This is a genomic window from Paenibacillus sedimenti, assembly GCF_014534655.1.
GTDB lineage: Bacteria > Bacillota > Bacilli > Paenibacillales > NBRC-103111 > Paenibacillus_E > Paenibacillus_E sedimenti.
Genome location: NZ_JACVVD010000001.1, coordinates 562,959 through 587,309, shown reverse-complemented (window position 1 = coordinate 587,309; position 24,351 = coordinate 562,959). Strand labels below are relative to the sequence as shown.

Annotated in this window: 24 protein-coding genes and 1 riboswitch; of the genes, 7 read left to right on the top strand and 17 right to left on the bottom strand. The window is 45.4% G+C overall.

Going from position 1 to position 24,351, the window contains the following annotated elements; translation table 11 throughout:
- Nucleotides 1-36: 36 nt before the first annotated feature.
- Genes ICC18_RS02025 through ICC18_RS02005 form a run of 5 tightly spaced genes read right to left on the bottom strand, consistent with a single transcriptional unit; the run spans nt 37 to nt 3,622 of the window.
- Complete coding sequence (locus ICC18_RS02025) at nt 37-228, bottom strand: hypothetical protein (protein ID WP_188172708.1); 192 nt, start codon at nt 226-228, stop codon at nt 37-39.
- Nucleotides 221-1,024: a serine/threonine protein kinase gene (locus tag ICC18_RS02020; protein WP_188172707.1), complete on the bottom strand. Its 804-nt coding sequence runs from the start codon at nt 1,022-1,024 to the stop codon at nt 221-223. The genes ICC18_RS02025 and ICC18_RS02020 overlap by 8 nt, the downstream gene beginning before the upstream one ends.
- A gap of 44 nt (nt 1,025-1,068) precedes the next feature.
- Nucleotides 1,069-2,604: a polyamine aminopropyltransferase gene (locus ICC18_RS02015; protein WP_188172706.1), complete on the bottom strand. Its 1,536-nt coding sequence runs from the start codon at nt 2,602-2,604 to the stop codon at nt 1,069-1,071.
- 27 nt (nt 2,605-2,631) lie between these two features.
- The gene (locus tag ICC18_RS02010; RefSeq protein ID WP_188172705.1) at nt 2,632-3,024 is read right to left on the bottom strand and encodes a DUF350 domain-containing protein; all 393 of its coding nucleotides are present in this window, start codon (nt 3,022-3,024) and stop codon (nt 2,632-2,634) included.
- Between the two features lie 19 nt (nt 3,025-3,043).
- Nucleotides 3,044-3,622 (bottom strand): DUF4247 domain-containing protein, encoded by a 579-nt coding sequence (locus ICC18_RS02005; RefSeq protein ID WP_188172704.1) that lies wholly within the window; start codon nt 3,620-3,622, stop codon nt 3,044-3,046.
- A 125-nt stretch (nt 3,623-3,747) separates the two neighbouring features.
- On the opposite strand from ICC18_RS02005, the gene ICC18_RS02000 reads away from it, so the two are divergent.
- Nucleotides 3,748-4,158, top strand: a complete 411-nt coding sequence (locus ICC18_RS02000; RefSeq protein WP_188172703.1) for a cupin domain-containing protein — start codon at nt 3,748-3,750, stop codon at nt 4,156-4,158.
- A 49-nt stretch (nt 4,159-4,207) separates the two neighbouring features.
- Here the strand turns inward: ICC18_RS02000 and ICC18_RS01995 are convergent, their stop codons facing one another.
- The 4 genes from ICC18_RS01995 to ICC18_RS01980 form a co-directional block, all read right to left on the bottom strand.
- Nucleotides 4,208-4,807 carry a hypothetical protein gene (locus ICC18_RS01995; RefSeq protein ID WP_188172702.1) on the bottom strand — a complete coding sequence of 200 codons (600 nt, stop codon included), beginning with the start codon at nt 4,805-4,807 and terminating at the stop codon, nt 4,208-4,210.
- A gap of 146 nt (nt 4,808-4,953) precedes the next feature.
- Nucleotides 4,954-5,451 (bottom strand): hypothetical protein, encoded by a 498-nt coding sequence (locus tag ICC18_RS01990; protein ID WP_188172701.1) that lies wholly within the window; start codon nt 5,449-5,451, stop codon nt 4,954-4,956.
- Between the two features lie 139 nt (nt 5,452-5,590).
- The gene (gene katA, locus ICC18_RS01985; RefSeq protein WP_188172700.1) at nt 5,591-7,048 is read right to left on the bottom strand and encodes a catalase KatA; all 1,458 of its coding nucleotides are present in this window, start codon (nt 7,046-7,048) and stop codon (nt 5,591-5,593) included.
- A 166-nt stretch (nt 7,049-7,214) separates the two neighbouring features.
- Entirely contained in the window at nt 7,215-7,508 is a 294-nt protein-coding gene (locus tag ICC18_RS01980; RefSeq protein WP_188172699.1) for a Dabb family protein, read from the bottom strand.
- Between the two features lie 404 nt (nt 7,509-7,912).
- On the opposite strand from ICC18_RS01980, the gene ICC18_RS01975 reads away from it, so the two are divergent.
- Nucleotides 7,913-8,500 carry a response regulator transcription factor gene (locus ICC18_RS01975; protein WP_188172698.1) on the top strand — a complete coding sequence of 196 codons (588 nt, stop codon included), beginning with the start codon at nt 7,913-7,915 and terminating at the stop codon, nt 8,498-8,500.
- A gap of 8 nt (nt 8,501-8,508) precedes the next feature.
- Here ICC18_RS01975 and ICC18_RS34510 read toward each other — a convergent pair whose 3' ends face one another.
- Nucleotides 8,509-9,966 (bottom strand): sensor histidine kinase, encoded by a 1,458-nt coding sequence (locus ICC18_RS34510; protein ID WP_188172697.1) that lies wholly within the window; start codon nt 9,964-9,966, stop codon nt 8,509-8,511.
- Between the two features lie 155 nt (nt 9,967-10,121).
- On the opposite strand from ICC18_RS34510, the gene ICC18_RS01965 reads away from it, so the two are divergent.
- Nucleotides 10,122-10,451, top strand: coding sequence for an ArsR/SmtB family transcription factor (locus ICC18_RS01965; protein ID WP_188172696.1), 330 nt, complete (start codon nt 10,122-10,124; stop codon nt 10,449-10,451).
- Between the two features lie 89 nt (nt 10,452-10,540).
- On the opposite strand, the gene pruA is transcribed toward ICC18_RS01965, so the two are convergent.
- The gene (gene pruA / locus ICC18_RS01960; protein WP_188172695.1) at nt 10,541-12,109 is read right to left on the bottom strand and encodes an L-glutamate gamma-semialdehyde dehydrogenase; all 1,569 of its coding nucleotides are present in this window, start codon (nt 12,107-12,109) and stop codon (nt 10,541-10,543) included.
- 27 nt (nt 12,110-12,136) lie between these two features.
- Nucleotides 12,137-13,051 (bottom strand): proline dehydrogenase family protein, encoded by a 915-nt coding sequence (locus tag ICC18_RS01955; protein WP_188172694.1) that lies wholly within the window; start codon nt 13,049-13,051, stop codon nt 12,137-12,139.
- A gap of 242 nt (nt 13,052-13,293) precedes the next feature.
- Here ICC18_RS01955 and ICC18_RS01950 point away from each other — a divergent pair, with 242 nt between their 5' ends.
- Nucleotides 13,294-15,039, top strand: a complete 1,746-nt coding sequence (locus ICC18_RS01950; RefSeq protein ID WP_188172693.1) for a sigma-54 interaction domain-containing protein — start codon at nt 13,294-13,296, stop codon at nt 15,037-15,039.
- A 435-nt stretch (nt 15,040-15,474) separates the two neighbouring features.
- On the opposite strand, the gene rocF (ICC18_RS01945) is transcribed toward ICC18_RS01950, so the two are convergent.
- The 4 genes from rocF (ICC18_RS01945) to ICC18_RS01930 form a co-directional block, all read right to left on the bottom strand.
- Nucleotides 15,475-16,380, bottom strand: coding sequence for an arginase (gene rocF, locus ICC18_RS01945; RefSeq protein ID WP_188172692.1), 906 nt, complete (start codon nt 16,378-16,380; stop codon nt 15,475-15,477).
- Between the two features lie 31 nt (nt 16,381-16,411).
- Nucleotides 16,412-17,599 (bottom strand): ornithine--oxo-acid transaminase, encoded by a 1,188-nt coding sequence (locus tag ICC18_RS01940; protein ID WP_188172691.1) that lies wholly within the window; start codon nt 17,597-17,599, stop codon nt 16,412-16,414.
- Between the two features lie 18 nt (nt 17,600-17,617).
- Nucleotides 17,618-18,529 (bottom strand): arginase, encoded by a 912-nt coding sequence (gene rocF, locus ICC18_RS01935; RefSeq protein WP_188172690.1) that lies wholly within the window; start codon nt 18,527-18,529, stop codon nt 17,618-17,620.
- A 178-nt stretch (nt 18,530-18,707) separates the two neighbouring features.
- Nucleotides 18,708-19,583: a LysR family transcriptional regulator gene (locus ICC18_RS01930; protein ID WP_188172689.1), complete on the bottom strand. Its 876-nt coding sequence runs from the start codon at nt 19,581-19,583 to the stop codon at nt 18,708-18,710.
- A 144-nt stretch (nt 19,584-19,727) separates the two neighbouring features.
- Nucleotides 19,728-19,811, top strand: a riboswitch (cyclic di-GMP riboswitch).
- A 359-nt stretch (nt 19,812-20,170) separates the two neighbouring features.
- On the opposite strand from ICC18_RS01930, the gene ICC18_RS01925 reads away from it, so the two are divergent.
- The 3 genes from ICC18_RS01925 to ICC18_RS01915 all read left to right on the top strand — a co-directional run bounded on the left by ICC18_RS01925 (nt 20,171) and on the right by ICC18_RS01915 (nt 23,254).
- Nucleotides 20,171-21,130, top strand: a complete 960-nt coding sequence (locus ICC18_RS01925) for a ParB/RepB/Spo0J family partition protein (RefSeq protein WP_188172688.1) — start codon at nt 20,171-20,173, stop codon at nt 21,128-21,130.
- A gap of 21 nt (nt 21,131-21,151) precedes the next feature.
- The gene (locus ICC18_RS01920) at nt 21,152-22,150 is read left to right on the top strand and encodes a zinc-binding dehydrogenase (protein ID WP_188172687.1); all 999 of its coding nucleotides are present in this window, start codon (nt 21,152-21,154) and stop codon (nt 22,148-22,150) included.
- A 588-nt stretch (nt 22,151-22,738) separates the two neighbouring features.
- Nucleotides 22,739-23,254, top strand: coding sequence for a hypothetical protein (locus ICC18_RS01915; RefSeq protein WP_188172686.1), 516 nt, complete (start codon nt 22,739-22,741; stop codon nt 23,252-23,254).
- A gap of 33 nt (nt 23,255-23,287) precedes the next feature.
- On the opposite strand, the gene ICC18_RS01910 is transcribed toward ICC18_RS01915, so the two are convergent.
- Entirely contained in the window at nt 23,288-24,340 is a 1,053-nt protein-coding gene (locus tag ICC18_RS01910; RefSeq protein ID WP_188172685.1) for a substrate-binding domain-containing protein, read from the bottom strand.
- Nucleotides 24,341-24,351: the final 11 nt, after the last annotated feature.

Below are 24,351 nucleotides of genomic sequence, written 5' to 3'. Positions count from 1 at the left end.
CCAAGCATAATCAATACCGCCGCGGAGGCAACAATTTCAATCCTCATTACGGTCGCCGCCATTCATCATCGGATCATCGTGCGGGATATGGACATAATCAGCACGGGCATGGCTATTACAAAAATAGAAATAGAAGCTCCAGCTAAACAAAGTCCCCCAAAAGTGATCCTTAACCTTCGAAGTATATTCCGATAGGCCGCGACCAGCGGCTTTTTCTTTTTCAATCATTCAACGCAGCGTCCAAATCCACGATAAATGCTTGCGCACTCACGTATGTCGGGTCGATTTGAAGCAGTTTGCGTAATATTTTCTTCATATTCGGAGAGACTTCGAGCTCCTCTTCCCAGCCGCCGGATGCTTCCACGCCAGGTACTTTCGGTTCAAATGCCGAATACAGCATAAACAAAATAAAATGACCGATCGCATAAAGATCGGAGGAGACTTCAACCTTTCTTCTCCGAGCGAGCTCCATATCTGCTCCGGGATCTATGTGGGCAGGCTCCCCCAAGCGTGAGGCAAGACCAAAATCAATCAAGCTTATCCGCTCCCCCTGCAGGATAACGTTAGGAATCCTGATATCGAGATGGACAAATCCCTTATCGTGCACGTAACACACAATCTCCATTAATTTGCGAACGATGCCAAACGCCTCTTTTTCCGTGAAGAGCGCTCCCCTTTCGAATATCAGCTCTTCCACCGTTTGTCCTTTCACATATTCGGTCACCATATACAGCCGCTTCTGCTCTTCAAACGATGCCAAGCACCTCGGAATGGATCTATGATTCAATTGTCCCATAATCTCGATTTCCCTGCGCAATAGCTCTTGACCCAGCCGTCCCTTGCTTGGCTTAGCTTGCTTAAGCACGATCTCCTCGCCGGATTGAACATCCTGACACAAATAAGTCAATCCGTAACTCCCGATCCCGAGGAAACGTTCTATTCGGTATTGGCCGGCAAGCACCTTCCCTACTCTTTGCGGATAGTCGATCCAAGCCTCATACACGCGTTTAAAGTATCCCGACAAGTCCTGGCGCCTCCTTATCCTGTGATCAATATCCCTGACGCAACCTAGTAATTTCGCCAACCTTCGTAATAATAGTCCAGCAGCACGGGCCGATTCATTGTATTGATCTGCAGGTTAAATGGCTTACCTTCCTCGATCAAGTCATTATCTTCATCTTTTCCAAAGTGGAATAAGCTCGGAAGCATGTTATTATGCAAATACTTCGTTTCAACTTGAATGCGCAACTTATTGGGATTCATCGGATACTTGGAAGCCAGAACAAAGCCCCAACTTCCAAAGGAAGGAATTTCAGCATGATAGTTATTGACAAAAAGCCCTGTACTTTCGATGGTTTTGCTAATACTCCAGTACGCTTTCGTGGCAAATAACGGGCTCGTCGCCTGAATGCCGGCAGCCCCATTTTCCGTGAGATGACTTTGAACAAGCCTATAAAACTCCGACGTGTACAGCTTGTTCAGCGCTTCATTATTCGGATCCGGCAGATCCACGATGATCGCATCATACTTCTCCGGCTGCGCTATCAAAAACTGAAACGCATCATCATAAACAAGCTGCATCTTGCTGCTGCTTAATGAACGCTGGTTTAGCTTCGTCATTAATGGATCATTAGCGGAGAACTCCACCATTTCTTTATCCAGATCGACTAGAGTCACGTGCTCGACGTCTTCATACTTACATATTTCACGCAGCGCCAGCCCGTCTCCGCCGCCTAGCACAAGGACTTTTCGTCTGACGTCCAGCGAGCTCATTAACGGATGCACAAGCGCTTCATGATACCGGTATTCGTCAGAAGAAGAAAACTGCAGGTTACCGTTCAAATACAACCTCAAATCATCCTGCGCTTTAGTTACAATAATCCGTTGGTACTTGGATTGAAATGCCCGTATCACCGGATCCCGATAAAGCTTTTTCTCCCAGTCCGAAGCGAGCTGTTCCCCGAGCAAAAATCCGGCTGCCAGCAAGACTAAACAAATAAATCCTGCTGCTAATAGTAGGCGGAATCGCTGCAATTCTCTGCGAAATGATAGTATCAACCATAAGGCAACGCCTGCATTGATAAGCCCAATAAAAAATGCCGACTTAATCAGCCCGAGCCACGGTCTTAGCCATATAACGAAACATACGGCGCCGATTAAGCTGCCCGCATAGTCAAAAAATAATATACGAGCAGCGCTTTTATTTAACTGAAGCCCGATTTCATTCGCCTTTCGAATTAATATAGGCAATTCCACGCCTGTTAAGCCGCCGATGATTAAAGTAACTGCAAACAGATACATTTGGGCGGTCACAGGATCAAAATGAGATAAGCAGTAAAAAAGCCAGAAGCTCGAAAAGCCTCCGACCAAAGCGATTGCCAGTTCTATTTGTATGAATTTAGATACCAGAGCATGCGCAAGCCGTTCGCTGAAAGCCGATCCAATACCCATTCCGCTTAAAAATAAGCCGATCGTGAGCGCGTATTGTTTGACACTATCGCCGAACGTATAGCTGCCCGCAGCCCCTAAAAGCACTTCAAAAATAATTCCGCAGATGGATACGATGGCACTGGATATGTATAATTTTCTAAGATGAGATTCCACGCGTTCACCTCAATACCTAAGTTTTCGTTATGTAATGCTAGCACCGACGATGAAGGATAATCCAACCGATATGAAAAAGGACAACCAGCCGACAGCACGGTTATCTCGGCCTATTTCTTCATCGACGTGAATTTTTTGAGTTAGAAATTCAAAGACGAAATAGCTAAGCACTAGCAGGAAGAAGCCGTATACTCCCCAAATAAGCGTTTCTGCAATCGTATCATTATGCTCAATGGAATATCGGAAAATATTACAAATCCCGAGCAGTTTGCCGCCAGTTGCGAGCGCAACTGCAACGTTACCTTTTCTAATCTCCTCCCAGTCCTTGTATTTTGTCACCAATTCGAAGACATACAAGAAGATAATAATGCTGATTCCGGCTGCAGCGTAATAAAGCAGTGTATTGATATAAGGGTTCATCGTATTGTTGCTCCTTTCATTATTTTCCGGCGGATATCCCGCCGCCGCGCTGTGGCACGAATCCGCTTGATTCATAAACAACTTGTTGGGACGGCGCTACCATACGTGCAAATTGTCCTGATAGATCAATATAACCTTCATATTTGCCGTTAATGGTCTTCGATAGGTTCCATTGTTTTGCAGCTATATTCGAAACCTGATACCGCTCAAGCATGGATATATTCATAACCTCGGCCACGAGATCCTTGTTTGCAAGCTCTATCCAAATCAAGTCCGGTTTACTGGAGTCACGCATGATGAGTACGAGGTCCTCGGGATACACCATTATGGCGCGGTGATCCTCTATTTTACCTAGCTGATTAGGTTTTACTTGTTGTGTCAATTGATCCACGATTTGCTGAGCGGTCTTATTTTCGGCCGAATAAATCCTCGTTATCGAATCTTCATCCTGCTGGGCAACAGGATACCCGTTATCATGAAACGTGAAACTGTCTCTGATCACTCTGTCTATTCGGTTATCCCGATAATCTTTGACAATGAAAAAAACCAAGAATAGGAGAAAAGCTGCAACGATTAAAGCAATAATCTTTTTTGTCATTCTTCATCACCTCCGGTTTATTTTCCTATATTTTCAAAAAACGTTCAACCCGATTCATGAATTCTTTTCCAATTTCTTTTTCATATCATGAGATGATGAGTAATTTTTTGGAGGTGTGTGGACAAATGAGTCTGGTCCGTAATTGCAAGGTCATTCGTTCCTCGAAAACATATCACGGGAAACAAGGGTTTGACTATGGAGAAGCGATATCAACCGAGAGCGTTGGTTCAGAGGGGATTTGTATGCATTTACTCACGATTCCGCCAGGCCAAAGAGCAAAAGCGCATCTTCACGAAAACCACGAAACAGCGATCTACATGATTCAAGGCAAAGCAGCAATGTGGTTCGGTGAAAAGCTTGAGCAGCATATGGAAGTAGAAGCCGGAGATTTTTTGTATATTCCTGCCGGCATGCCCCATCTGCCTTATAATCCGAGTGAATCGGAAACTTGCACAGCAGTAATCGCCCGGACGGATCCAAATGAACAAGAAAGCGTCGTTCTGCTTCCGGAGCTTGATGACATTGTTGGAAAATAAAAAAATCACCGGATGGTGATTTTTTTATTTTGTACGCTATATTTTTAGATCAAGCTATTATGCTGTAATAAAGCCTATTGTTCAAGCGGAAGAACAAAGAAAATCCGATGTCAGGTTCAAATTCCGGCGAAGGCTGCTCGCGGGTAACCTCAACGCGAACGAGCTGCGGTGCGGTTACAACTTCGCGGACTGCCTTCGTGAGATCCGCCGAATTGTTCGTGTTGATTGCACGGACAAGCCTGGCGGCGTACACGCGATCCAAGGAGATTCGTAGGTACAGCGGGATCATCGCCAGAGCGATGGTTCTTAGCTGTGCCGCATTGGGGGCCGGTGTTCGGAGCGCGAATGGGAATGTCCCGAAGCAATTAGTCGGTCGCGGCGATGTAAAGCAGACAAAAAATCCGCCAAGCTCTGTAACGGAAATACGTCTGGTATATAAGGTTTGAATAAGCTTTTCCACTTCTAACGTTGAAAGCTGATCTTTGAGCAGGGCCGCCAAACGTGCAGCAAAAGCACTATCGGTTGCGATTTTCCGATATAGCCGCAAAGCCCTGACGGATGTGATCCTGAGGGAGTTCACATTTGCAAGCGGCAGCGCCTGGCCCGGCCGTACTCTCTTACATTTTCTTTTACGATGAAGAATACTCATCAAGTACCTCCTCTGAATATTGCACAATCCCCACAATACGTATTGCGGTAACGGATTATTTTTATTCATCTGAGAAGGTTGTTGCGTGGACCTTTGAAGGTCAGCCTATCCTGATTTAATATCGACTTATATTCTGTGAAAGTTACTCAATGAAAATTCACGTCACATTTTGACCCTACGGGAATGATTTCCTGCAAATAATGGATAATTAACTTCTGATCACTTTCGTCCACTGCCATGATGGAATGGAAATCAAAATGGATCGTTCCAACCGCAGAATCGTAACTATTAAAAGCCAATCGGCCGTAAGAGAACAATTTATTGATAACCGCAGTAATTCCATATTGGTTCAAGCCTCTATTCATAGCCGCTTTAATGATTACTTCCGGCAGCTCCCTTTCAACCACTTGCGGAACATGATCGTCTTGGATCATGTTGTACGATTTGACTTTGAAGCAGACATACGGTTGTAAATATTCAGATGCGAATTGCTTCAAACTGCGAATCTCGTTATCAAGCAAATGTAAATCCTCATTCCACGCATAGATGGTAGCTGCATATTTGCCATGTGTATGGACTCTTACATACCTGATTTTAGGGAAATGGTTTTTAATTAAATGTTCAGATAATAAACGCGTTCCCACTGTGATCACCTCGTTTTCTTGTTAACGCTTACATCTAAGCTTAGTTTATTAATCGTCATTCAAAAATAATACGGCAATTTGCCCATAAATGAGAGAAAACAGCTACCCTTTACGAATAAAGGATAGCTGCCTAAGACGTTTAAATGTCTTCAGGTATCGATAAACCAAGCCCCGCAGCAATGCGTTGTCCATAGTCCGGATCCGCTTTATAAAAGTGTCCGATTTGTCTTAACTTGATTTCGTCGCTTTCAACGGGCTTCATCGCGCCAACAATCGTTTGAACCAACCGCGAGCGTTCTTCTTCGCTTAACAGCCGATATAAATCGCCCGGTTGGGTGTAGTGATCATGATGATCGTAGGCTACGCTATCTGCAGTACCAGACACCTCATACGCTGCCGGCTTATTTTCGGGCGTTTCTTTGGGCCCGCCAAAGCTGTTAGGCTCATAATACACGGAACCTCCGCCATTATTATCGAAGCGCATTTGACCGTCTCGTTGATAATTGTTCACGGCATTACGCGCAGCATTAATCGGCAAAGCCTGATGGTTCGCCCCTACCCGGTAGCGATGCGCATCATGGTAGGCAAACAACCGGCCCTGCAGCATTTTATCCGGAGAGACGTCGATACCGGGGACTAAGGTTCCCGGAGAAAATGTAGCTTGCTCAACCTCGGCAAAATAATTGTCCGGATTGCGGTCCAGAACCATACGGCCTACTTCAATGAGCGGATAGTCTTTTTGAGACCATACTTTGGTTACGTCGAATGGATCAAAGCGATACGTATTGGCGTCTTCGAGCGGCATGATTTGCACGCACAATCTCCATGCGGGGTAGTCACCGTTTGCGATAGCGTTGAATAGATCTTCCGTATGATAATCCGCGTTCTCTCCGGCGATTTGCGCAGCCAGTTCCGGAGCCAGGTTTTGAATCCCTTGTTCGGTTTTGAAATGATACTTGACCCATACGCCTTGACCTTCCGCATTCACCCATTTGAACGTATGGCTTCCGAAGCCATGCATATGACGGAACGTAGCCGGAATACCGCGGTCGGACATCAGAATCGTCACTTGATGCAAAGATTCCGGAGAGAGAGACCAGAAATCCCAGATCGCATTCGGGTTTTTCAAATGCGTCTGCGGATGACGTTTCTGCGTATGAATGAAGTCCGGGAATTTAATGGCATCACGAATGAAGAACACGGGCGTATTGTTCCCCACCAGGTCATAATTGCCCTCTTCCGTATAAAACTTCACCGCGAATCCGCGCGGATCGCGAACCGTATCCGCAGAGCCGTTCTCGCCGGCTACCGTTGAGAAGCGAACGAACAAGGGCGTACGTTTCCCTACATCTGATAAGAAGTTAGCTTTGGTATATTTCGTCAAATCGTTCGTTACTTCAAAATAGCCGTGTGCTCCGGCACCTTTCGCATGGACGACCCGTTCAGGCACACGCTCTCTGTTGAAGTGCGCCAACTTCTCCAGGAGGTGGACATCTTGAATTAATGTTGGTCCGCGCGAACCGGCTGTAATGGAGTTCTGGTTATCCCCAACGGGAGCCCCCCAACTCGTCGTAAGCTTGTTCTTATCCGTACTCATAATAGAATCACCTCATTGATATATTTTGCTGTTTAACGTGAAGCGTTTGCATATATATCTATTCATACAAGTTGTCGTTCAGACCAACAGGTAGACAAGTTTCGAGGAAAAGAAAAAAGCCTGCATAAGGTTTATGCGGCTTCTCTTGAACATTTTCATAGCGTTTTTAGACTTCCATATCGACAATGATGCTGTCCACTCTGCCAACTTCCCTAATATAAGCGGCAACAGCTTGATGCTCAGGGTTCGGCCCATACGCTTCCAAAGCTGCCCGATCTTCAAAACGAACTGACAGGATGACTTGATAGCCTTGATTTTTCTCTGAGAAATTGAGACCTGCTTGAAGATCGACGATCCCGGTAAGATGGCTTCTTAACGCTTTAAATCGGGTCACAACTTCCTGCAGCTGCTCTTGAGTTGTCGTTTCGCTAAATTTAACAAGTACAATGTGATCAATCATGGTCGTGCCTCTCTCTGTTTTAGATTTATGACTCTCTCATTCTAGCTCATTCCAGAGCTTCGTATCAATATACTCTTAGAGCTGCTATAAAAGAGGAAGTGCCCAGCATGCTGTATGTTCAGCAACCGGGCACATGGAATGAAGATATGAGAGGATGATTGGATCATCAATCGAGGAATATCTCAAGGGAAGAGAGGTTTGGCGGGGGATAATACTAAGCAAATCTTCATGCATCGCATTTCTTTATACTTTGGATTATACAAGTAGACGGTAATGCTGAGTAGGATGAACTTTTATCACCCCCCGGGGTTAAAAAAGATCACCCTTTAGATCGCCACTATGACTTGGTATAATATGATAGATGACGCAAACGGCGTATTTGAAAAAATTAGGGGTGGCTATAAGTGAACAGCATTCGCGTGATGCTCGTCGAAGATGACCCGTTCTGGCAGCAAAATTTGACATCGGATTTGGATATTGAGCCTGATATCGAAGTTGTGGCTCTGGCTGCAACGAAAGAACAAGCGGTCCAATTCGCGTGTGACAAGCAGATCGACGTCATTTTAATGGATATCAATCTGACCGGGAATAACCTGGACGGCCTTGAGGCGACAAGCGAAATTTTGTCTTTATCTCAGCAAAACAATATCAAAATCATTATGCTTACGTCACTCACTGAAAAAGAAATAATTGTGAAATCGTTCCAGATAGGCGCCCTTAACTATATTAATAAATCAAGCTACAAGGACATCGTCCGTGCGATACGGGAGGCTTACAGCGATCGGTCTTCGATCCACTCTGACGCAGCCCGGATCATGCGCAATGAAATCCAGTTGATGACTTTGACCGCTACCGAGAGAGAAGTATTCGATTTGCGGAAGGAAGGCTTGAGTAAACAGCAAATTTCCGAGAAGCTGCATAAATCCGCCAATACGATTAAAACCCAGCTTAAGAGCATTAAAGCGAAATTAACACACGCTAAAGAAGAATAAAATAGAGGCTAAAACACGGATGGCGCCTTCCACTCCGAAGTAGGAATCACCTTGGAAGACGGCGTAAATTTCTGTATCGGAAACTGCAGACGAACGGTGGTTCCTTTGTTTATTTCACTTTCAGGTATACTCAATTGCCCGCCGTGCTTTAACAATACACTGTAACAGTATGACAACCCTAGACCGTGATTCAGGGTGTTTTTTTTCGTTGTATAAAAAGGTTCAAATATTTTGGACAGATTTTCTTTTGGAATCCCCGCACCATTGTCTTTCAGTTCGATATAAAATCCTTTTCTTGTCACATAGGTTCGTAGTTGGAGCACCCCGCCCTGGCTGGGCATCGCATCGATCGCATTTTGGATCAAATTGGACAGCGTTTCTTTCAAATGGACCGGATCGCAGTAAAGCTCCCCATCGGCTTCCATACTCAATGTAATTCCGATCTCCTTATGCTCTACGGAAGGCTTCATGAAATCCACAGCCGCTTCAAGCAGCTCGCGAATCGGATAATTTTTCTCTTGAAGCACGACATCGTCCGCTTTCTCTTTGATGCTGCTCACCATATTCAACAAGTGTGCCGTAATGGTATGGACTTGTTCCATCGCTTGCAGCGATCGTTCGGGCTGATTGCCCCGAATCAAATCACTGCTTTTCTCGGTTAAATAATTGATTTTTTGAATCTCGTTTTTGATCGAGTGATTCAGAATCGACACGCCCATCGTTAACGCCCGCATCGAATAGTCTAACCGCTCCCGCTCAATTTTGAGCTTGATGCCCAGAAATCCATACCTCACGGTATTATAAATGACGAGACCGACCAACAGGAGAATCAAAATAAAATTGTACTGCCAAGTACCATTGCTTTGAAGCTCAAACTTCCACATGCCCAATTTCAACTGTTCGAAACCCACATAGTCGCTAAAAAATGCCCACGTCATTCCCGAACTGAAAATGAAGCCCACCCGGCGTTTGCTTTTCTTCGAAAATGCATCTGTTTCTTTTTGAACGGACATAAAGTAAAAAACGCATCCTAATGCCACATAAGCGCCGTCCCACCAGCGGAAACGGCTTACATCAAATTGATTCCAGCCTTCAACCCACGCGTGATTCAGCATAAGAACGACCGGAATAACCGCCATCGCTGTGGACAGAACGACCCTTATCTTTATTGAAAAGTTGTTGCTGAGCCATAAGCCCCCCATGCTAAATATATAAGGCAGAAAATAAAAATAAAGATTCATCGCAATCACACTTACGACATAGAGAAATGCGCTAACTATAGGATGAACGAGATCATACTTTAGCAGTACTGGCATGATTGACAAATGCATGGCAAAAGTAAAACTGGCCATCCCTCCGACCAATAAGCACATCCCGCTCCAAAAGTTATTTTTATTGGAATTCAACAAGAATAAAATACCTGTCGTCCACATGGAAACGAACATCAGTACATAAATGACTTTCACTACATGATCCCCATCCAATCCTCCGGTCTTGTTATAAATTATAACATTACAAGCCGACGATTGACTACGAAAAGAGCCCTTGTTCTGTTCGCTATTTCGATAATTATAGAACTATGATATTATTGTCATAATAACTTCCGGGTAGGTGATCGAACTTGAGAACGCTCTATCATCCAAGTTTGAATGAAATGAATCTGTCTACTGTGCTTTACGCACTTAGTGATCAGATTAGGCTTGATATTGTCAAAAGTTTAGATGAAAATGGCGAAGAATCGTGCAGCGCCATGGAAATACCCATTCCCAATTCGACCCTCTCCCATCACTACAAGGTGCTTAGAGAATCAGGCGTTACTCGAACGAGACTAGAAGGTACGCAACGATTAATATCTCTTCGATATGATGATTTGAATTCGCGTTTTCCTGGTGTACTGCCAGCCGTTCTTCAAGGCTTGAAAAATAAAAAGTCCCCCAAAAGCAACGCTTAACCTTCGAAGCATATTCCTGTTACTTTGAGGAGCCTCCGTACTACAAAAAGAGCCTTCCGCGCTTTGAAGCCGGAGGGCTCTTTTCATGATTATATTTTACGGGACGTCATTTTCGCTTGAGTGAACAGCAACAGATAATCATAGCCGCCAGCCTTGGAATCCGTGCCTGACATGTTGAAGCCGCCGAATGGGTGAACGCCGACTAATGCGCCTGTACATTTGCGGTTAATGTAGAGGTTGCCGCAGTGTACGGTTTCCAGCGCCTCAGCGATACGCTCCTCATCCGTAGAGAAGTAAGACCCTGTCAAACCAAATTCAGTATCGTTGTACATGGCGATCGCTTCTTGCCAATCTTTCGCTTTCGCCAGTGCCAGAACAGGTCCGAAAATCTCTTCCTGCATGATGCGCGCTTTACCGCTCACATCGCCAAATACAGTCGGTTGAATGTAATAACCGTTACCGTCAGCCTTGTTGCCGCCGACAAGCAAAGTTCCTTCTTGTTTGCCAATTTCAATGTATTCCAGAATCTTATTGTAAGAGTTCTTGTCGATAACCGGACCCGCTGCGAAGTTATCCTCCGGAAGACCGACTTGCAGCTGCTTCGTCAATGCGACTACTTTATCTGCAACTTGATCGTATACGGATTCGACGATAATCGCTCTGGAGCCTGCCGAGCATTTCTGGCCTTGGAACCCGAATGCAGATGCAACAATTGCCGCAGCCGCAGCCTCTAGATCAGCCGTTTCGTCAACGACGATGCCGTCTTTGCCGCCCATTTCCGCAACGACGCGTTTGATCCATATTTGACCTGGAACCGTATCCGCGGCTAATTTGTTGATTCGAAGCCCAACTTCTTTAGAACCGGTAAAGCTGATGAATCTTGTCTTTGGATGTGTCGTCAAGTAATCGCCGACTTCAGCGCCGCTTCCCGGAATGAAGTTGATAACGCCCGCAGGAAGGCCGACCTCTTGCATCAAAGCAACAAACTTATGCGCAATCACCGGCGTTGTCGATGCCGGCTTCAACAGAACCGTATTCCCCGATACAACGGCAGCAGTCGTCATTCCTACGCAGATCGCCAGCGGGAAGTTCCACGGCGGAATAATAACGCCAACTCCAAGAGGGATATATGAAATATTATTGTCTTCTCCGGCAATTTTAGTTAGAGGCTGAGTTTCACTGATTTCACTGAGACGGATCATCTCGCGTGCATAGAATTCCATGAAATCAATCGCTTCAGCGGTATCAACATCCGCTTCCACATAGTTTTTGCCTGATTCCAAAATCATCAATGCAGAGAATTCATGTTTGCGCTCACGCATAAGCTTTGCTGCTCTGAACAAGTATTCCGCACGTTCTCTAGCGGGAACCTTTTTCCAGGATTCGAACGTTTCCAGAGCTACGCCCATCGCTTTCTCCGCCAAAACTTGATCCGCTTTGCTGACATAACCGATCACTTCATCCACATTCCCCGGATTAATGGAAGTGATTTTTGCTTCAGTAACGACTTTTTCCGCACCGATATAAAGCGGGTACTCTCGGCCGAGTTCCGTTTTCACCTTCGCGATAGCGGCTTCCATCGCTTTTTTATTTTCTTCTAATGCGAAATTAGTAAAAGGTTCGTTGGCATAGGTAGTTACTTTTGTAAATGTAGTCATTGTAATTGCTCCTCTCCGTATGCGGATCTATTTAAACATATTTTTAAGGACAAACCAGACATTCGCCGGCCGTTCGGCCAACCGTCTCATGAAATAACCAAACCAATCGACACCATAGGGAACATAAACGCGCACCCGGTATCCTTCTCTCACTAATTGCTTTTGCAGGTCTTCACAAATACCGTATAGCATTTGAAATTCAAATTGTTCTCTGTCAATGCCGCGAGCGCTGACGAATTGTTTCGTGAAATTAATGATCGCCTCGTCATGGCTTGCGACTGCGGTATAATTGCCATTGGCAAGATGCATTTCAATGATTTTTTTGTAATTATCGTCAACATCCCGCTTTTCAGGGAAAGCGACTTGCGGGGACTCTTTATAAGCGCCCTTAACCAGACGCAGGTTGGCTTTCAGAGCGTTCAGATCTTGGATATCTTGTACGGTTCTGAACAGGTAAGCTTGAATGACGATACCCACATTATCATACTGCTCCCGCAGTTCTCTATAGATATCCAGCGAGATTTGGCAGTGGGCGTAATCCTCCATGTCAATACGCACAAAATTACCATGCTGGCGCGCACGATCGAGTATTCGCTTCATGTTCTTCATACAAAGCTCACGGCTGATATCCAAGCCTAGCGATGTCATTTTCAAGGAGAGATTAGATTGAACGCCTGAGCTCGCAATGGCATCCAAAGTTTGTATGCACATGTCCGCAGATTGTATAGCTTCCTCTTCACTGAATACGAACTCGCCGAGATGGTCCAAAGTCGCCACGCGCCCGTCTTGGTTAAGCTGCCTTACTGCGTCAATGGACTGTTTAATTGTTTCGCCGGCTACAAACCGGGCAGCGCCAAAGCGTAGACCATACTTTTTCGCTAATTTATTTGCTGAACGGCTTTTACCCAGTGCTTGAAACATATTTTTCAGCATCATTTCCATATGTGTGATTCCTCCGTCGGAATTGTACAATGTTGTATAATTTAATGTCTTAATTATACACTATACTCAAGAATTTGAACAGTTTTTGTTTAACAATTCTGAACGTTGGACAAACTTATCAGAAGAGATTGTACAAATCCGTCTAAGATAGGAATGTTTGTATACTTTCTTTACCGTGTTGAATCGATAAGGCTTTCATGGTAAATTTATACGAAACGAATGTTACGCGTGCGAGGTACAATATGTTCAAAAATGAACAGTTTCCGTTGAACAATCATTTTCATGAGCTTACTGTTGATTCAAAGATCGAAGAGCTGGTCACCTATTTAAATAAAGAACAAGCTGTACTAGTCGCTGTCGGCAGCCAGTATTGTCTGTTTATACCTGAGGATCTTGGTCTGATCCGCAATAACACTGAGATGAATATCGGAGCGTTCGTGCAAGCAAACGAGCACCTCATGTCCGCCATCCTCCCTTACGACGAGACCCATTTGCTCGATATATTATTGCTTCATATTCCACTAACGACGAATCGTCCGCTTCTTATTCAAGATTCAGGGGGCAGCATACGGGGATTCGCTTACTTATCTGCGCTGTTGCATTATTCGATTCGGGAACAGCAGCGATGGTCCGCCTATTTTTCAACATTGGCCCGGACGGTTACAGATGCCGTTACGGTTGTAGACCGCAATGGAGAGGTTATCTGCTGGAACCCGATTGCTGAAGAACTCTATAATCTCCCGCAAGCCGATATATTGGGAAGACGAATCGGTGAACACTTCGAGACTGAAACACTCATGGTTCTAAAAATTCTCGACGAAGGTCGCATGATTCGTAACACCTACCATCGTCCGCGGCCAGATACACACGTGCTAATCAACGCCTCACCGATTCGGGATGTTCAAGGTCATATCATTGGCGGCATCGCCACCGAACAGGACATTACGCAGCTGGTTCGTTTGAACGAGCAATTAACCGCGTCCCACACCTTCGAACCGCATCATAAACCGAATACGGAAGATCTATTTTCTTTTATTAAAGGTAAGGGACCCGCCATCGGAAAAGTAGTGCAGTGGGCCAAAAAGGTCGCCGCCACCGAAACTCCCGTGCTCCTGATCGGCGAAACGGGCGTCGGAAAAGAACAGCTTGCTCAGATCATTCACAACGCAAGTCCGCGTTCGGAACAGTTATTTCTGTCCGTCAATTGCGGTATCGTTCCCGCGGGACTTCTCGAAACCGAGCTGTTTGGTTTTCAAGGCGGAGCCTTTACGGGCAATCAGTCGGGACAGGCCGGCAAGCTGGAGCAGGCGAAGGACGGCACATTATTTATTAACGAAATCGACAGACTGCCATTGGATTTACAAGCCAAACTGTACGACTACATCAGTCAACAAACGATTATCCGCACGGGCGGGAATACGCCGATAGCCGTTCGGACCCGCATTATCGCTGCCTCCACACAAGATTTGTCCGTCTTGGTTCAGAATCACGAATTCCGCTCGGACTTGTACTATGCGCTCCATGTAATCTCCATTCGCATACCGCCTTTGCGTGAGCGAATCGAGGACATTCCTGCGATGGTCCATATGTATCTCAAACAGTTTTCCTTGCAGTATCAAAAGCCGCTTCCAACGCTTTCTCCTGAAGTTATCCTGGCTTTCACCAACTATGATTGGCCGGGAAATTTGCAAGAGCTTAGAAATGTTGTAGAGCGGTGCGTTATTCTAAGCGATGAGGACATGATCACGCTCGATCACTTGCCTCCATCCTTGCAAGAACGACAGCCGAGTCTTCTCTATCCGGAGACAGAAGAGATGCTCTCTTCAAGTGATAAAGCATTGAAGCCTAAAATATCTGAGCAAGATGAAATAGGCATGATTGAAGAAGCATTGGCGAAAACAGCCGGGAACAAAAGCGCGGCAGCCAAACTCCTGGGTATCTCCCGAGGGACACTGTACAATAAGATGAAAGAGTACGAAATGGAATGAAAGCTGCATGGAGCTAAATTCAATAATGATGACAAAAAATGCTTCTTCCTAGATGGGAAAAGTACAGCCAGAACACATGCATGGCGGGTTGATCCGACTTGTAAGCGCCTTTGTTGAGCGGTGAGCGCTGTAGTACGATTTCACCCAATTATGTATAGCTGATGAGGAAAATAGTTGATGCAGTCCTATTTTAACCACTTACGACGACTTTACTGAACTTGTGATCGTACAACCCATTTGTAATTAGGTAAAATCGGACTGCAGATATTTGGCCGGATACAGCTTTCTACGCAATTGGGCGTTTTCGGACAGCATTATATTTTCCTGGAATGTTCGTAAGAGAGGGGAGCATAATACTTTCGTTCTGAAAAGAACATTCTGGCAAAAAAAGCCGCTGCGAATGGTCCGAACCGAACCAATCGTAACGGCTTTTTTTCATAGAATTCGCTTGCCGAGCAGGGAAGCGATCAAACCAACTGCAAGCCGTGCGGTACGCCGGCTTTCATCCTGCAACGAATTGACTTCTACAACATCGATGGACGTTATTCGGCCTGATTCCGCAAGCAGCTCGCAGGCAAAATGCGCTTCCCGGTAAGTCAACCCTCCAGGCACGGACAAGCCAACCCCCGGAGCTTCCAGTGGATCCAGGCAATCGGCATCAAAGCTTATATGGATACCGTCAGTACCATCTCCGGCAATTTCCATCGCTTTTTGGATTACCTTCTCAATGCCCATCCGATCGATATCATGCATCGTAAAGCAGGTAATGCCTTCGGATTGAATCAGTTCTCTCTCCTCCGGCTCTACATCGCGAACCCCGATGATGACCAAGTTCTCCTTCTTAATCGGCATCGCACCGTCCGCCGCATCGCTCAGCTTCAACCCCGCCTTGCCTAGAGCCACCGCCAGTGACATCCCATTCAGATGGCCTGTCTGCGTCGTTGTCTCTGTATTCAAACCTGCGTGCGCATCAAAACAAATAACGCCAAGATTTGCATTTTGAGAAGATAGCCCGGCCAGCACGCCGATGGTCACGCTATGATCGCCTCCTAGAACTAGCGGTAAGGTATTGTTTCGAACCGCTTGCGATATCTGCTTCGCCACCAGCCTGCTCATCTCTTTCACTTCCGGCAGATGTTTGACCTGACCATCGTTTGAATTTGCCGTAGCCGGCAGCGGACATCTCACCTTATATTCACCGGCTAGTTCGTAGTCTGTTTTGCGAAGCTGCCGAATCAGGCCGGCCTGCATCATGCTATCCGGCCCCTCTTCCGTTCCAGGACGTCCGGCTCCAAGACCGAATGGCACTTGAATGAGGCTGAGCTGTTTGTTGGTCGACATCGTCATCACCATCTCTTTCCATTATCGAAATCTAGAGCACAAGTTTAATTCGCTCAAGCGCCCAATCTAATTGCTCCTTAGTGATCGTAAGCGGAGGTGCAAACCGTATCGTCGTCTCGTGCGTTTCTTTACAAAGAATGCCTAGTTCTTTCAATTTCTCGCAATACGGGCGGGCCTTCTCGTGTAATTCAACGCCGATGAACAAGCCGCGGCCACGCACCTCTTTGATATGCGGGCTCTCCATTTGACGCAGCTTCTGGGTAAAATACGCTCCAAGTTCTAAAGAACGGCTGGTCAATCCCTCTTCCTCCAGCACATCGAGTGCTGCGATTGCAACCGCACAGCCTAATGGATTGCCGCCGAAAGTCGACCCGTGCGAACCAGGATTAAACACGCCGAGAATGTCCTCATCCGCCGCAACAGCGGAGATCGGGAACACGCCGCCACCGAGCGCTTTACCCATTATATATACGTCCGGTTTCACCGCTTCCCATTCGCAAGCGAAAAGCTTCCCCGTGCGGCCAAACCCTGTCTGGATCTCATCCGCAACGAAGAGTACGTCATTCTCTTTACATAGCTGGTAGGCATCAAATAAGAAACCTTCTCGCGGAATCACAATTCCTGCTTCCCCTTGGATCGGCTCGACGAGAAAAGCTGCGGTATTAGCCGTAATCGCTTTCTTTAATGCTTCCAGATCTCCATAAGGAATCATTTTGAAGCCCGGAGTAAACGGTCCAAAGCCTTCTTTATATTCTTCCGAAGAGGAAAAGGAAGTCACTGTGATCGTACGACCGTGGAAATTGCCCTCGCAGACGATAATTTCAGCTTGATTCACAGGAACTTGTTTGATCTGATACGCCCAGCGTCTTACGGCTTTGAGCGCAGTCTCGACCGCCTCGGCCCCTGTATTCATGGGCAAAACCATGCTTTTCCCCGTCAAAGCGGACAACTTTTCATAAAATTCCCCAAGCTGATCATTATGAAACGCTCTCGATGTCAATGTCACTTTATCCGCCTGATCCTTGAGAGCTTGGATGATTCTCGGATGCCTGTGCCCATGATTCAAAGCCGAATAGGCACTTAACATATCCATGAAGCGGTTGCCTTCCGGATCTTCAACCCACACGCCTTCTGCCCGCGAAATGACAATTGGCAGCGGATGATAATTATGGGCACCGAATCTCTCCGTTTGTTCAATGATGCTGTTTGTTTTACTCATGCCGTCGCCCTCCTTCAGTTATAAAATCCTTTCTCCAAACACGGAGCCAATCAACTCAACGGCTGTTCTCGCTGTTTTGTTATGTTGATCCAGCATCGGGTTCACTTCGACAAACTCAGCCGAGACGAGACAATCGCGCTCATACAGCATCTCCATGGCCAAGTGGCTTTCCCGATAAGACATGCCGCCGGATACCGGCGTACCGACACCGGGCGCATCATCTGGATCCATGCCATCAAGGTCCAGACTGAGGTGAACGCCATCGGTTCCGTTCGTAACAATCTCAAGCGCCTCTTCCATAACCTGCTTCATGCCGTTCCGATCTATATCATGCATCGTAAATACACGGATGCCTTTCTCTTTGAGGAACTTCCTTTCACCCTGATCAATCGATCTGGCACCGATAATGACGACATTCTCGGATCTAATCTTTTTGTCAATACCTCCGATGGAAACAAGCTCTTGATGACCATACCCAAGAGCAACCGCCAAGGACATGCCATGAATATTGCCTGAGAATGTAGTTTCCTCCGTATTCACATCCGTATGAGCGTCAAACCAGATGACGCCAAGCTTGTTCACATGCTGTAGAACCCCTTTAATCGTGCCGATCGCAATGCTATGATCACCGCCAAGGACGAGCGGGAATTGCCCTTTACCAATTTCATCAGCAATAACTTGGCACAGCCGGCTGTTTACATTCCGGATTTCCTTCAAATGCTTAAGCTTTTCCCCTGCCGCATAAGCTTCGATCATTTTATTCACATGAATATCGCCTAAATCTTGAATCTGATAACCAAGAGCTTCCAATCTATGCTGAACATTCGATCCTCTGATTGCGCTCGGCCCCATGTCCACACCTATGCGGTCAGCACCGTGCTGCAGCGGGACGCCGATCATCGAAATCTTGTTGTTCTTCACCGCATTCATCAGACGCACCTCTTCCTATCTCCCGTAGTACCGCCATTGTACCATGCATATATTCATTAAAATAATTGAATGTTCCAATCGTTACGATTGAAAAACATTATACTTATCCCCCTATTAATTAAAAAATCCCCCTACAGCATAAACCGTTTATCACGGCCTATGACTCAGGAGGATCGAACTACATTTCCGTCCAGATTCGTTTGACGATCTCGGCGAAAGAATAAATATTTTTCTCATCCATGCGTTTCTTCAAGATGACCATCGACGTCTCGATTTTGCCGGGGAAGCGGTGAAGTTCAGCCAAAGTCCCTTTTCGAAGCTCCTCCTCCACAAGGGCGGAACCAAGCAAAGCAATCCCTGTATGATACAGGACCGTTCGTTTAATCGTTTCATCGGTTACACACTCAATGTAATTTTCCGGCGCGAATCCATACTCCTCCATACACTCGTTGACCAGACGCTGGATATTAGAGCCCGATTTATAGGTGATGAACGGATATTTTTCCATCAGAATGTTCTTATCGTCATACTTTTCATATAGCTCTCTAGTCGTCACAAGGACGAGATCCTCCTTACCGAGGGGGAGAGTTTCCATGATCGGTAAATCGCAAGGACCGGCAATGATCGCTAGGTCGGCTTCATTCGCGGCAACCTTTTTCATCGCATCGTTGCTATCGCAAGAGAACAGCTGCAGTTTCACCTGCGGATTTTGAGAAATATAGGAATGGATGATCAGCGACAAATAATGTGTGCAATAAAATTCCGGCGCAGCCACGGTCAACAATCCGTGAGGGTTCTCGAGCTTCTTGAGCTCCCGTTCCATTTCTTCGTGTAATGCAAACATTTGATCGACATATTGTTTGACCAGTTTACCGGAAGGCGTTAGGAAGGTTTTCTTCCCTACGCGATTGAATAACGTGACACCCAGCTCGCTTTCCAGCGATTGCAGCTGAAGGGTAATCGTCGGCTGCGTATAACCCAGTTGATCGGCCGCTCGGGTTAAATTCAGACAATCCGCAACAACCTGAAAGGTTTTGTATTTTCTGAAGTCCATGCTCCTTCACGCCTCTCGCTTAAATGCTTTTCATGATGATAATGTAACCAGATAATCAAATAGTTTCAAGTAAATTTGAATTTTCGTGTCATTTTTCACAGAATTCGACCGGTTATTTATGTTATTCTAGTGCATACACAATGTAAATATGTGGAAAGCAAAGAAAACGTTTCTGTATCTGGGCACTTTGAAACGTTCGAGCTATTAGTGCAACCGGCCATCTTATTCAAGATGGTCTATTTTTGTTTTTATTTTTATAGCGGAGAGGAAACCCTATGCGAATTCTAAACTGCGAAACCGTTGTCAGACAGTTAGGAATCTCCCCTGAAAGGTTCGAAATCTGGAAAAGAGAGCAAGCCGGCTCTTAGTATCCGCATCACCCATCTCCCACGGTATGTTAGCCCTTCATTGACCCCGTCTTTTAATAAATTCCCCTTTCGATTTCTCGTAATTGAAACCTAAAATTTTCATCAATTACGAGAATTTTCCTTCATTATGGTTCGCTCCTTATTTGAATTATTGTATAATACATATGACCTCTACGAGTGCTTCTTGCGAAGACTTAATCGAACGATAGGAGAAATCATATGGATATTATCGAAATTAGAGCGGATTTAATTGATGAAGATACCGATCAGCCCCGCTATCAATTTGCCGAAGAATCGCTGCAAGAATTAATGAAAAGCATCGAGGAGATCGGCCTGTTATCCCCTATCAAAGTAAGAACAACGAATAACGGCCGATATAAAATCATTTACGGAAACAGACGCTACAAAGCGTGCATGATGCTGGGCCGCCCGACAATCCCTTGCATCGTCTCGGCAGTAACGGATGAATTGGAAATCTATCTGGAACAGGTCGCAGAAAATTTAACGAGAGAGGGCTTTTCCCCGATTGAAGAAGCGGATGCGTTCGACAAACTTTTGAACAATCCGAAGTTCAGCAGTTCGATCAAATATCTCTCTAACAAGCTTGGTAAGCCGGAAACCTATATTAAAAACAAATGTGATCTGCTCAAGTTCAGCAATCCCGTCAAAAAGCTGATCGTCAGCGGAACGGAGATCAGGAAAGATAAGTTAACGGAAGATCAGCTGATGCCGATTAAAGATTTACCTATGGAGCACCGGGACTCGCTCGCTCTAATCATAGCAAGAGATGAACTGCCTGTGAGCGATGTCAAAAAAATCGCCCGCTTATTCAAGGATAAAGACATGTCGGCAAGCACAAAGGACAAGTTATTGTACAAATCCGGACCCGATCTTGTGGAAACCTGGTCGGTATATGAACAAAATAAAGCTGAAAGGGCGAAGGCAATCAAGCCAAAATCAGCATCTAAACCCGGTAAGACCGCCATTTCTATCGAAGTTAAGCTGCAGCGATTTATTGCTGCTCTGCCGGCAAACGCTGCTTTGCCGGACGAGAATATAGAAATCCAAACCGATGACAAAGAAAGCTTTTTGCGGGATGTAGATCAGCTCATCGAGAATCTGGAAAAGCATGCGGCGGAATGGAGAAAGATCAAAGATTTGGCATTGGCTAAAATTTAAGCGAGAGTAGGATGTATGGGGATGTCTAAAACGATGCATGCTGTCATGTTAAACGAATATAACGGGAGCTCGGGAATCGCCTATGGGGAAATACCGGTTCCAGCAATCAACAGTAATGAAGTGCTGATTAAAGTTCACGCCGCTTCGATTAATCCTGCCGACTTACTTTTCATCCATGGAAATTATGGGATCAAGCGGGATCTCCCTTGCGTAGGCGGTATGGAAGGATGCGGAACGGTTATTGCAACAGGAAACAGCCTTGTAGCACGGATGCTGAAAGGAAAACGCGTCGCCTTCGTATCTGAAAACTACGGTTCTTGGGCGCAATATACGAAAGCAAGCGCAATGACATGCATGGTACTTCCTGATGCAGTTTCGGACGAACAGGGCGCCGTTTTCTTCGTAAATCCGGCAAGCGCCTTGGCAATGATCCGAATAGCCAAAAAGCAAAAATCCAAAGCCATTGTACAAACAGCCGGGGCAAGCGCGCTCGGACGTATCTTAGTGAAGTTGGGTCAAGAATTCGGCATACATATTATCAGTATCGTGAGAAAAGAAGAACATATAGGACTCCTTCGGAAGGCCGGGGGCGCACATATCTTCAACAGTCAATCGGCAGCCTTTGAGAAAGATTTAAGAGTTTTATGCTATGATCTTGGGGCAACGGTATGCTTCGATGCTGTAGGCGGTGATCTGACAGGACAAGTTCTGTCAGCGCTTCCTGACGGTTCTACGTTGTTTCAGTATGGACGGCTCAGCGGCAGTACAACTACGTTGAATGCGGATGATCTTGTTTTCCGCAGCAAACGCATCGATGGCTTCTGGGCGTCCGACTGGGTCAAGACGCAGTCCATCCTGGATCTTTTGACTTTACAAACCTCGATGAAGAAGTTCATCGGCTCCATGATCCAGACTGAAATCAGCAAAACCTTTCCGTTAGAACAAACAGCCTCTGCTATAAGCCATTATCAGTCTCAAATGACTGCGGGTAAAGTTCTGCTCTACCCTTCCGAAAGCTAAACATATTTAAAGGCCTGAGACATTGTCTCAGGTCTTTTTCATATCTCTCTTTTGAGGTCAATATCCAATATCGTATAATCATTGCACATTGAATCCATACTATGGAAAATCATAATAACTACGAGGCTGATATGGTCATCTCCCTTTATATCTCTATGAGTTGGTTTCTTATTGCAAGCTCCGCTATTATGTATAAAAAGTTTCCTCGCAAAGATTTTGCCTTCGTGTTTTTGTTCGTCGATTTCCTAAATACAAATCTATATTATTTATTCGGCGATGCTTTCCATTTTTTTATGATTTCGGATGATCCCATGCTCTATGTCTCATTAGCTTTATTGCAAAGCATCATCATCCCCCTTACTATAGCGATTATGATTAATGTTTCCGTTCAAAATCAAGTAATGTCTAGAAAAGCTGCGGTTCAATTAGCTGCAATTGGTGCTCTGGTTTGCTTGGAGCTAATGAGTCACCTTTTACTACTAATCACTTATCATGGGTTCCTTACTGCGATTTGGTTATTCTTATACCGGCTGGTGCTCTTTTACATGGCTTATCTAGCTTTGAAATGCTTTAAAAGGATGTGCAGCTATGGTCTTTATTGAAGGCAAGTTTGATTTAAATGACTATTTTCTGATTTCATGCATCATCGTTGCATATGGGGTTATTTACTTTATGCCAAGACGGTTTTCAGTATCGATTAGTCTTCTCCTGCTAATATTCGGTTCTACTGTTGCGAGTATGTTAGATAATTCCATTGGGGGAGGTATTTTTGACCTTTATGACATTATGGACGGTCCTGCCTATTCGGTTATGGATCTTGTCGCTTATTTGCTTTATGCGCCTTTCGGATATTTATTAATATATTTTTACGATCTATTTCAAATAAAGGGAATGAAAACCATTGGATATATTGCACTTTGTTCTTTGATTTCAGTCATTTTCGAATGGATTTGCGTACAAGCGGGAGTATTTACTTATAAAAATTCCTATATGATTTATTACTCTTTTTGTATTTACTTATTTACTCAATCATGCACCATTTTGTTTTATCGGTTCATTGCAGAGAAAAGGACCTTCATTTCAGAAAAAGAAAACGACCGCTAATGTAATGCGGTCGTTTCGTTATTAACCTTTGACTTATTTGCCGCCAAATTGCTTATAAACGTCAGCAGCGTTATTTTTTGTAACTTCTACTGTGTCCAGCGTGATTGACTTTTCGACTTTTTCGCCGTTTTTCAAAATTTTAATAGCGTTGTCGATGGCTTCTTTACCGCCTGTTGGATATACGTAAGTCGCGGACAATCTGCCTTCGATTACCGCTTTAATACCTCCGTCAAGAGTAGGCAGCGCGTCGATGCCGATGAACTTCATTTCGCCTTCTCGCTTAGCGTTTTTAGCCGCAATATAAGCTCCCTCGGCTGCAGGATCGTTATGACCGTAAACGACATCGATCTTCTTGTTCGCTTGCAGGATGGATTCCATAACGGTAATCGCTTTGTCTCTCAACCAATCTGCGTTTTGGGAAACGATGATCTTCACGTTCGGATTGCTCTTGATACCTTCCATGAAACCGTCATGGCGTTCCTTCTGAGGCGTTGCGCCCTCGAGTCCTTTAACCTCAACTACATTCCCGCCTTTATCGCCAAGCAGCTTCGCTACGAATTCTCCGGCTTTTTTACCGATTAATTTGTTGTCGCCGCCAATATATTGCGTGTAAGCATCGCCTTCTACTTTACGATCCAGGACGATAACCGGAATACCCGAGTCATAGGCTTTTTTCACCACAGCCGTAAGGGGCTTTGCTTCGTTCGGGGAAATGATCAGCAGGTCGATTTTTTGCTGGATAAAGTTTTCGACATCTGCGATCTGCTTGCTGTTGTCCTGCGCGGCGTCGGCAAACACGACTTTTAATTCCGGATGCTTGGAAGCGGCTGCGGCAATCTGGTCATTCATCGCGACACGCCATGGCTCACCCAAGTTAGCTTGCGACATACCAATCAAGAAATTGGTTTTCTTTTTAGGCTCTTCAGGTTTCTTTTCTTCTTTAACAGCGGTTGTTGCAGCTGGGCTAGCTGCAGCAGGCTGGGCATCTTTCGATGAGCCGGAGCCGGTCGAACCGTTACCGCATGCGCTTAAAGATATTAACAGCAAGACGAGAACAAACGATGAAAAAAATTTATTTTTTATCATTTAATGGAACA

Excerpts from the sequence above, each read along its gene's own strand:
- ICC18_RS02010 (WP_188172705.1), bottom strand. The coding sequence starts at position 3,024 with ATGAACCCTTATATCAATACACTGCTTTATTACGCTGCAGCCGGAATC.
- katA (WP_188172700.1), bottom strand. The coding sequence starts at position 7,048 with ATGAGTACGGATAAGAACAAGCTTACGACGAGTTGGGGGGCTCCCGTT.
- ICC18_RS01955 (WP_188172694.1), bottom strand. The coding sequence starts at position 13,051 with ATGGAAATGATGCTGAAAAATATGTTTCAAGCACTGGGTAAAAGCCGT.
- ICC18_RS01950 (WP_188172693.1), top strand. The coding sequence starts at position 13,294 with ATGTTCAAAAATGAACAGTTTCCGTTGAACAATCATTTTCATGAGCTT.
- rocF (WP_188172692.1), bottom strand. The coding sequence starts at position 16,380 with ATGTCGACCAACAAACAGCTCAGCCTCATTCAAGTGCCATTCGGTCTT.
- ICC18_RS01910 (WP_188172685.1), bottom strand. The coding sequence starts at position 24,340 with ATGATAAAAAATAAATTTTTTTCATCGTTTGTTCTCGTCTTGCTGTTA.
- ICC18_RS01930 (WP_188172689.1), bottom strand. The coding sequence starts at position 19,583 with ATGGACTTCAGAAAATACAAAACCTTTCAGGTTGTTGCGGATTGTCTG.
- ICC18_RS01920 (WP_188172687.1), top strand. The coding sequence starts at position 21,152 with ATGTCTAAAACGATGCATGCTGTCATGTTAAACGAATATAACGGGAGC.
- ICC18_RS02005 (WP_188172704.1), bottom strand. The coding sequence starts at position 3,622 with ATGACAAAAAAGATTATTGCTTTAATCGTTGCAGCTTTTCTCCTATTC.
- pruA (WP_188172695.1), bottom strand. The coding sequence starts at position 12,109 with ATGACTACATTTACAAAAGTAACTACCTATGCCAACGAACCTTTTACT.
- ICC18_RS01925 (WP_188172688.1), top strand. The coding sequence starts at position 20,171 with ATGGATATTATCGAAATTAGAGCGGATTTAATTGATGAAGATACCGAT.
- ICC18_RS02025 (WP_188172708.1), bottom strand. The coding sequence starts at position 228 with ATGATTGAAAAAGAAAAAGCCGCTGGTCGCGGCCTATCGGAATATACT.
- ICC18_RS01915 (WP_188172686.1), top strand. The coding sequence starts at position 22,739 with ATGGTCTTTATTGAAGGCAAGTTTGATTTAAATGACTATTTTCTGATT.
- ICC18_RS01995 (WP_188172702.1), bottom strand. The coding sequence starts at position 4,807 with ATGAGTATTCTTCATCGTAAAAGAAAATGTAAGAGAGTACGGCCGGGC.
- rocF (WP_188172690.1), bottom strand. The coding sequence starts at position 18,529 with ATGAATGCGGTGAAGAACAACAAGATTTCGATGATCGGCGTCCCGCTG.
- ICC18_RS01940 (WP_188172691.1), bottom strand. The coding sequence starts at position 17,599 with ATGAGTAAAACAAACAGCATCATTGAACAAACGGAGAGATTCGGTGCC.
- ICC18_RS01980 (WP_188172699.1), bottom strand. The coding sequence starts at position 7,508 with ATGATTGATCACATTGTACTTGTTAAATTTAGCGAAACGACAACTCAA.
- ICC18_RS02000 (WP_188172703.1), top strand. The coding sequence starts at position 3,748 with ATGAGTCTGGTCCGTAATTGCAAGGTCATTCGTTCCTCGAAAACATAT.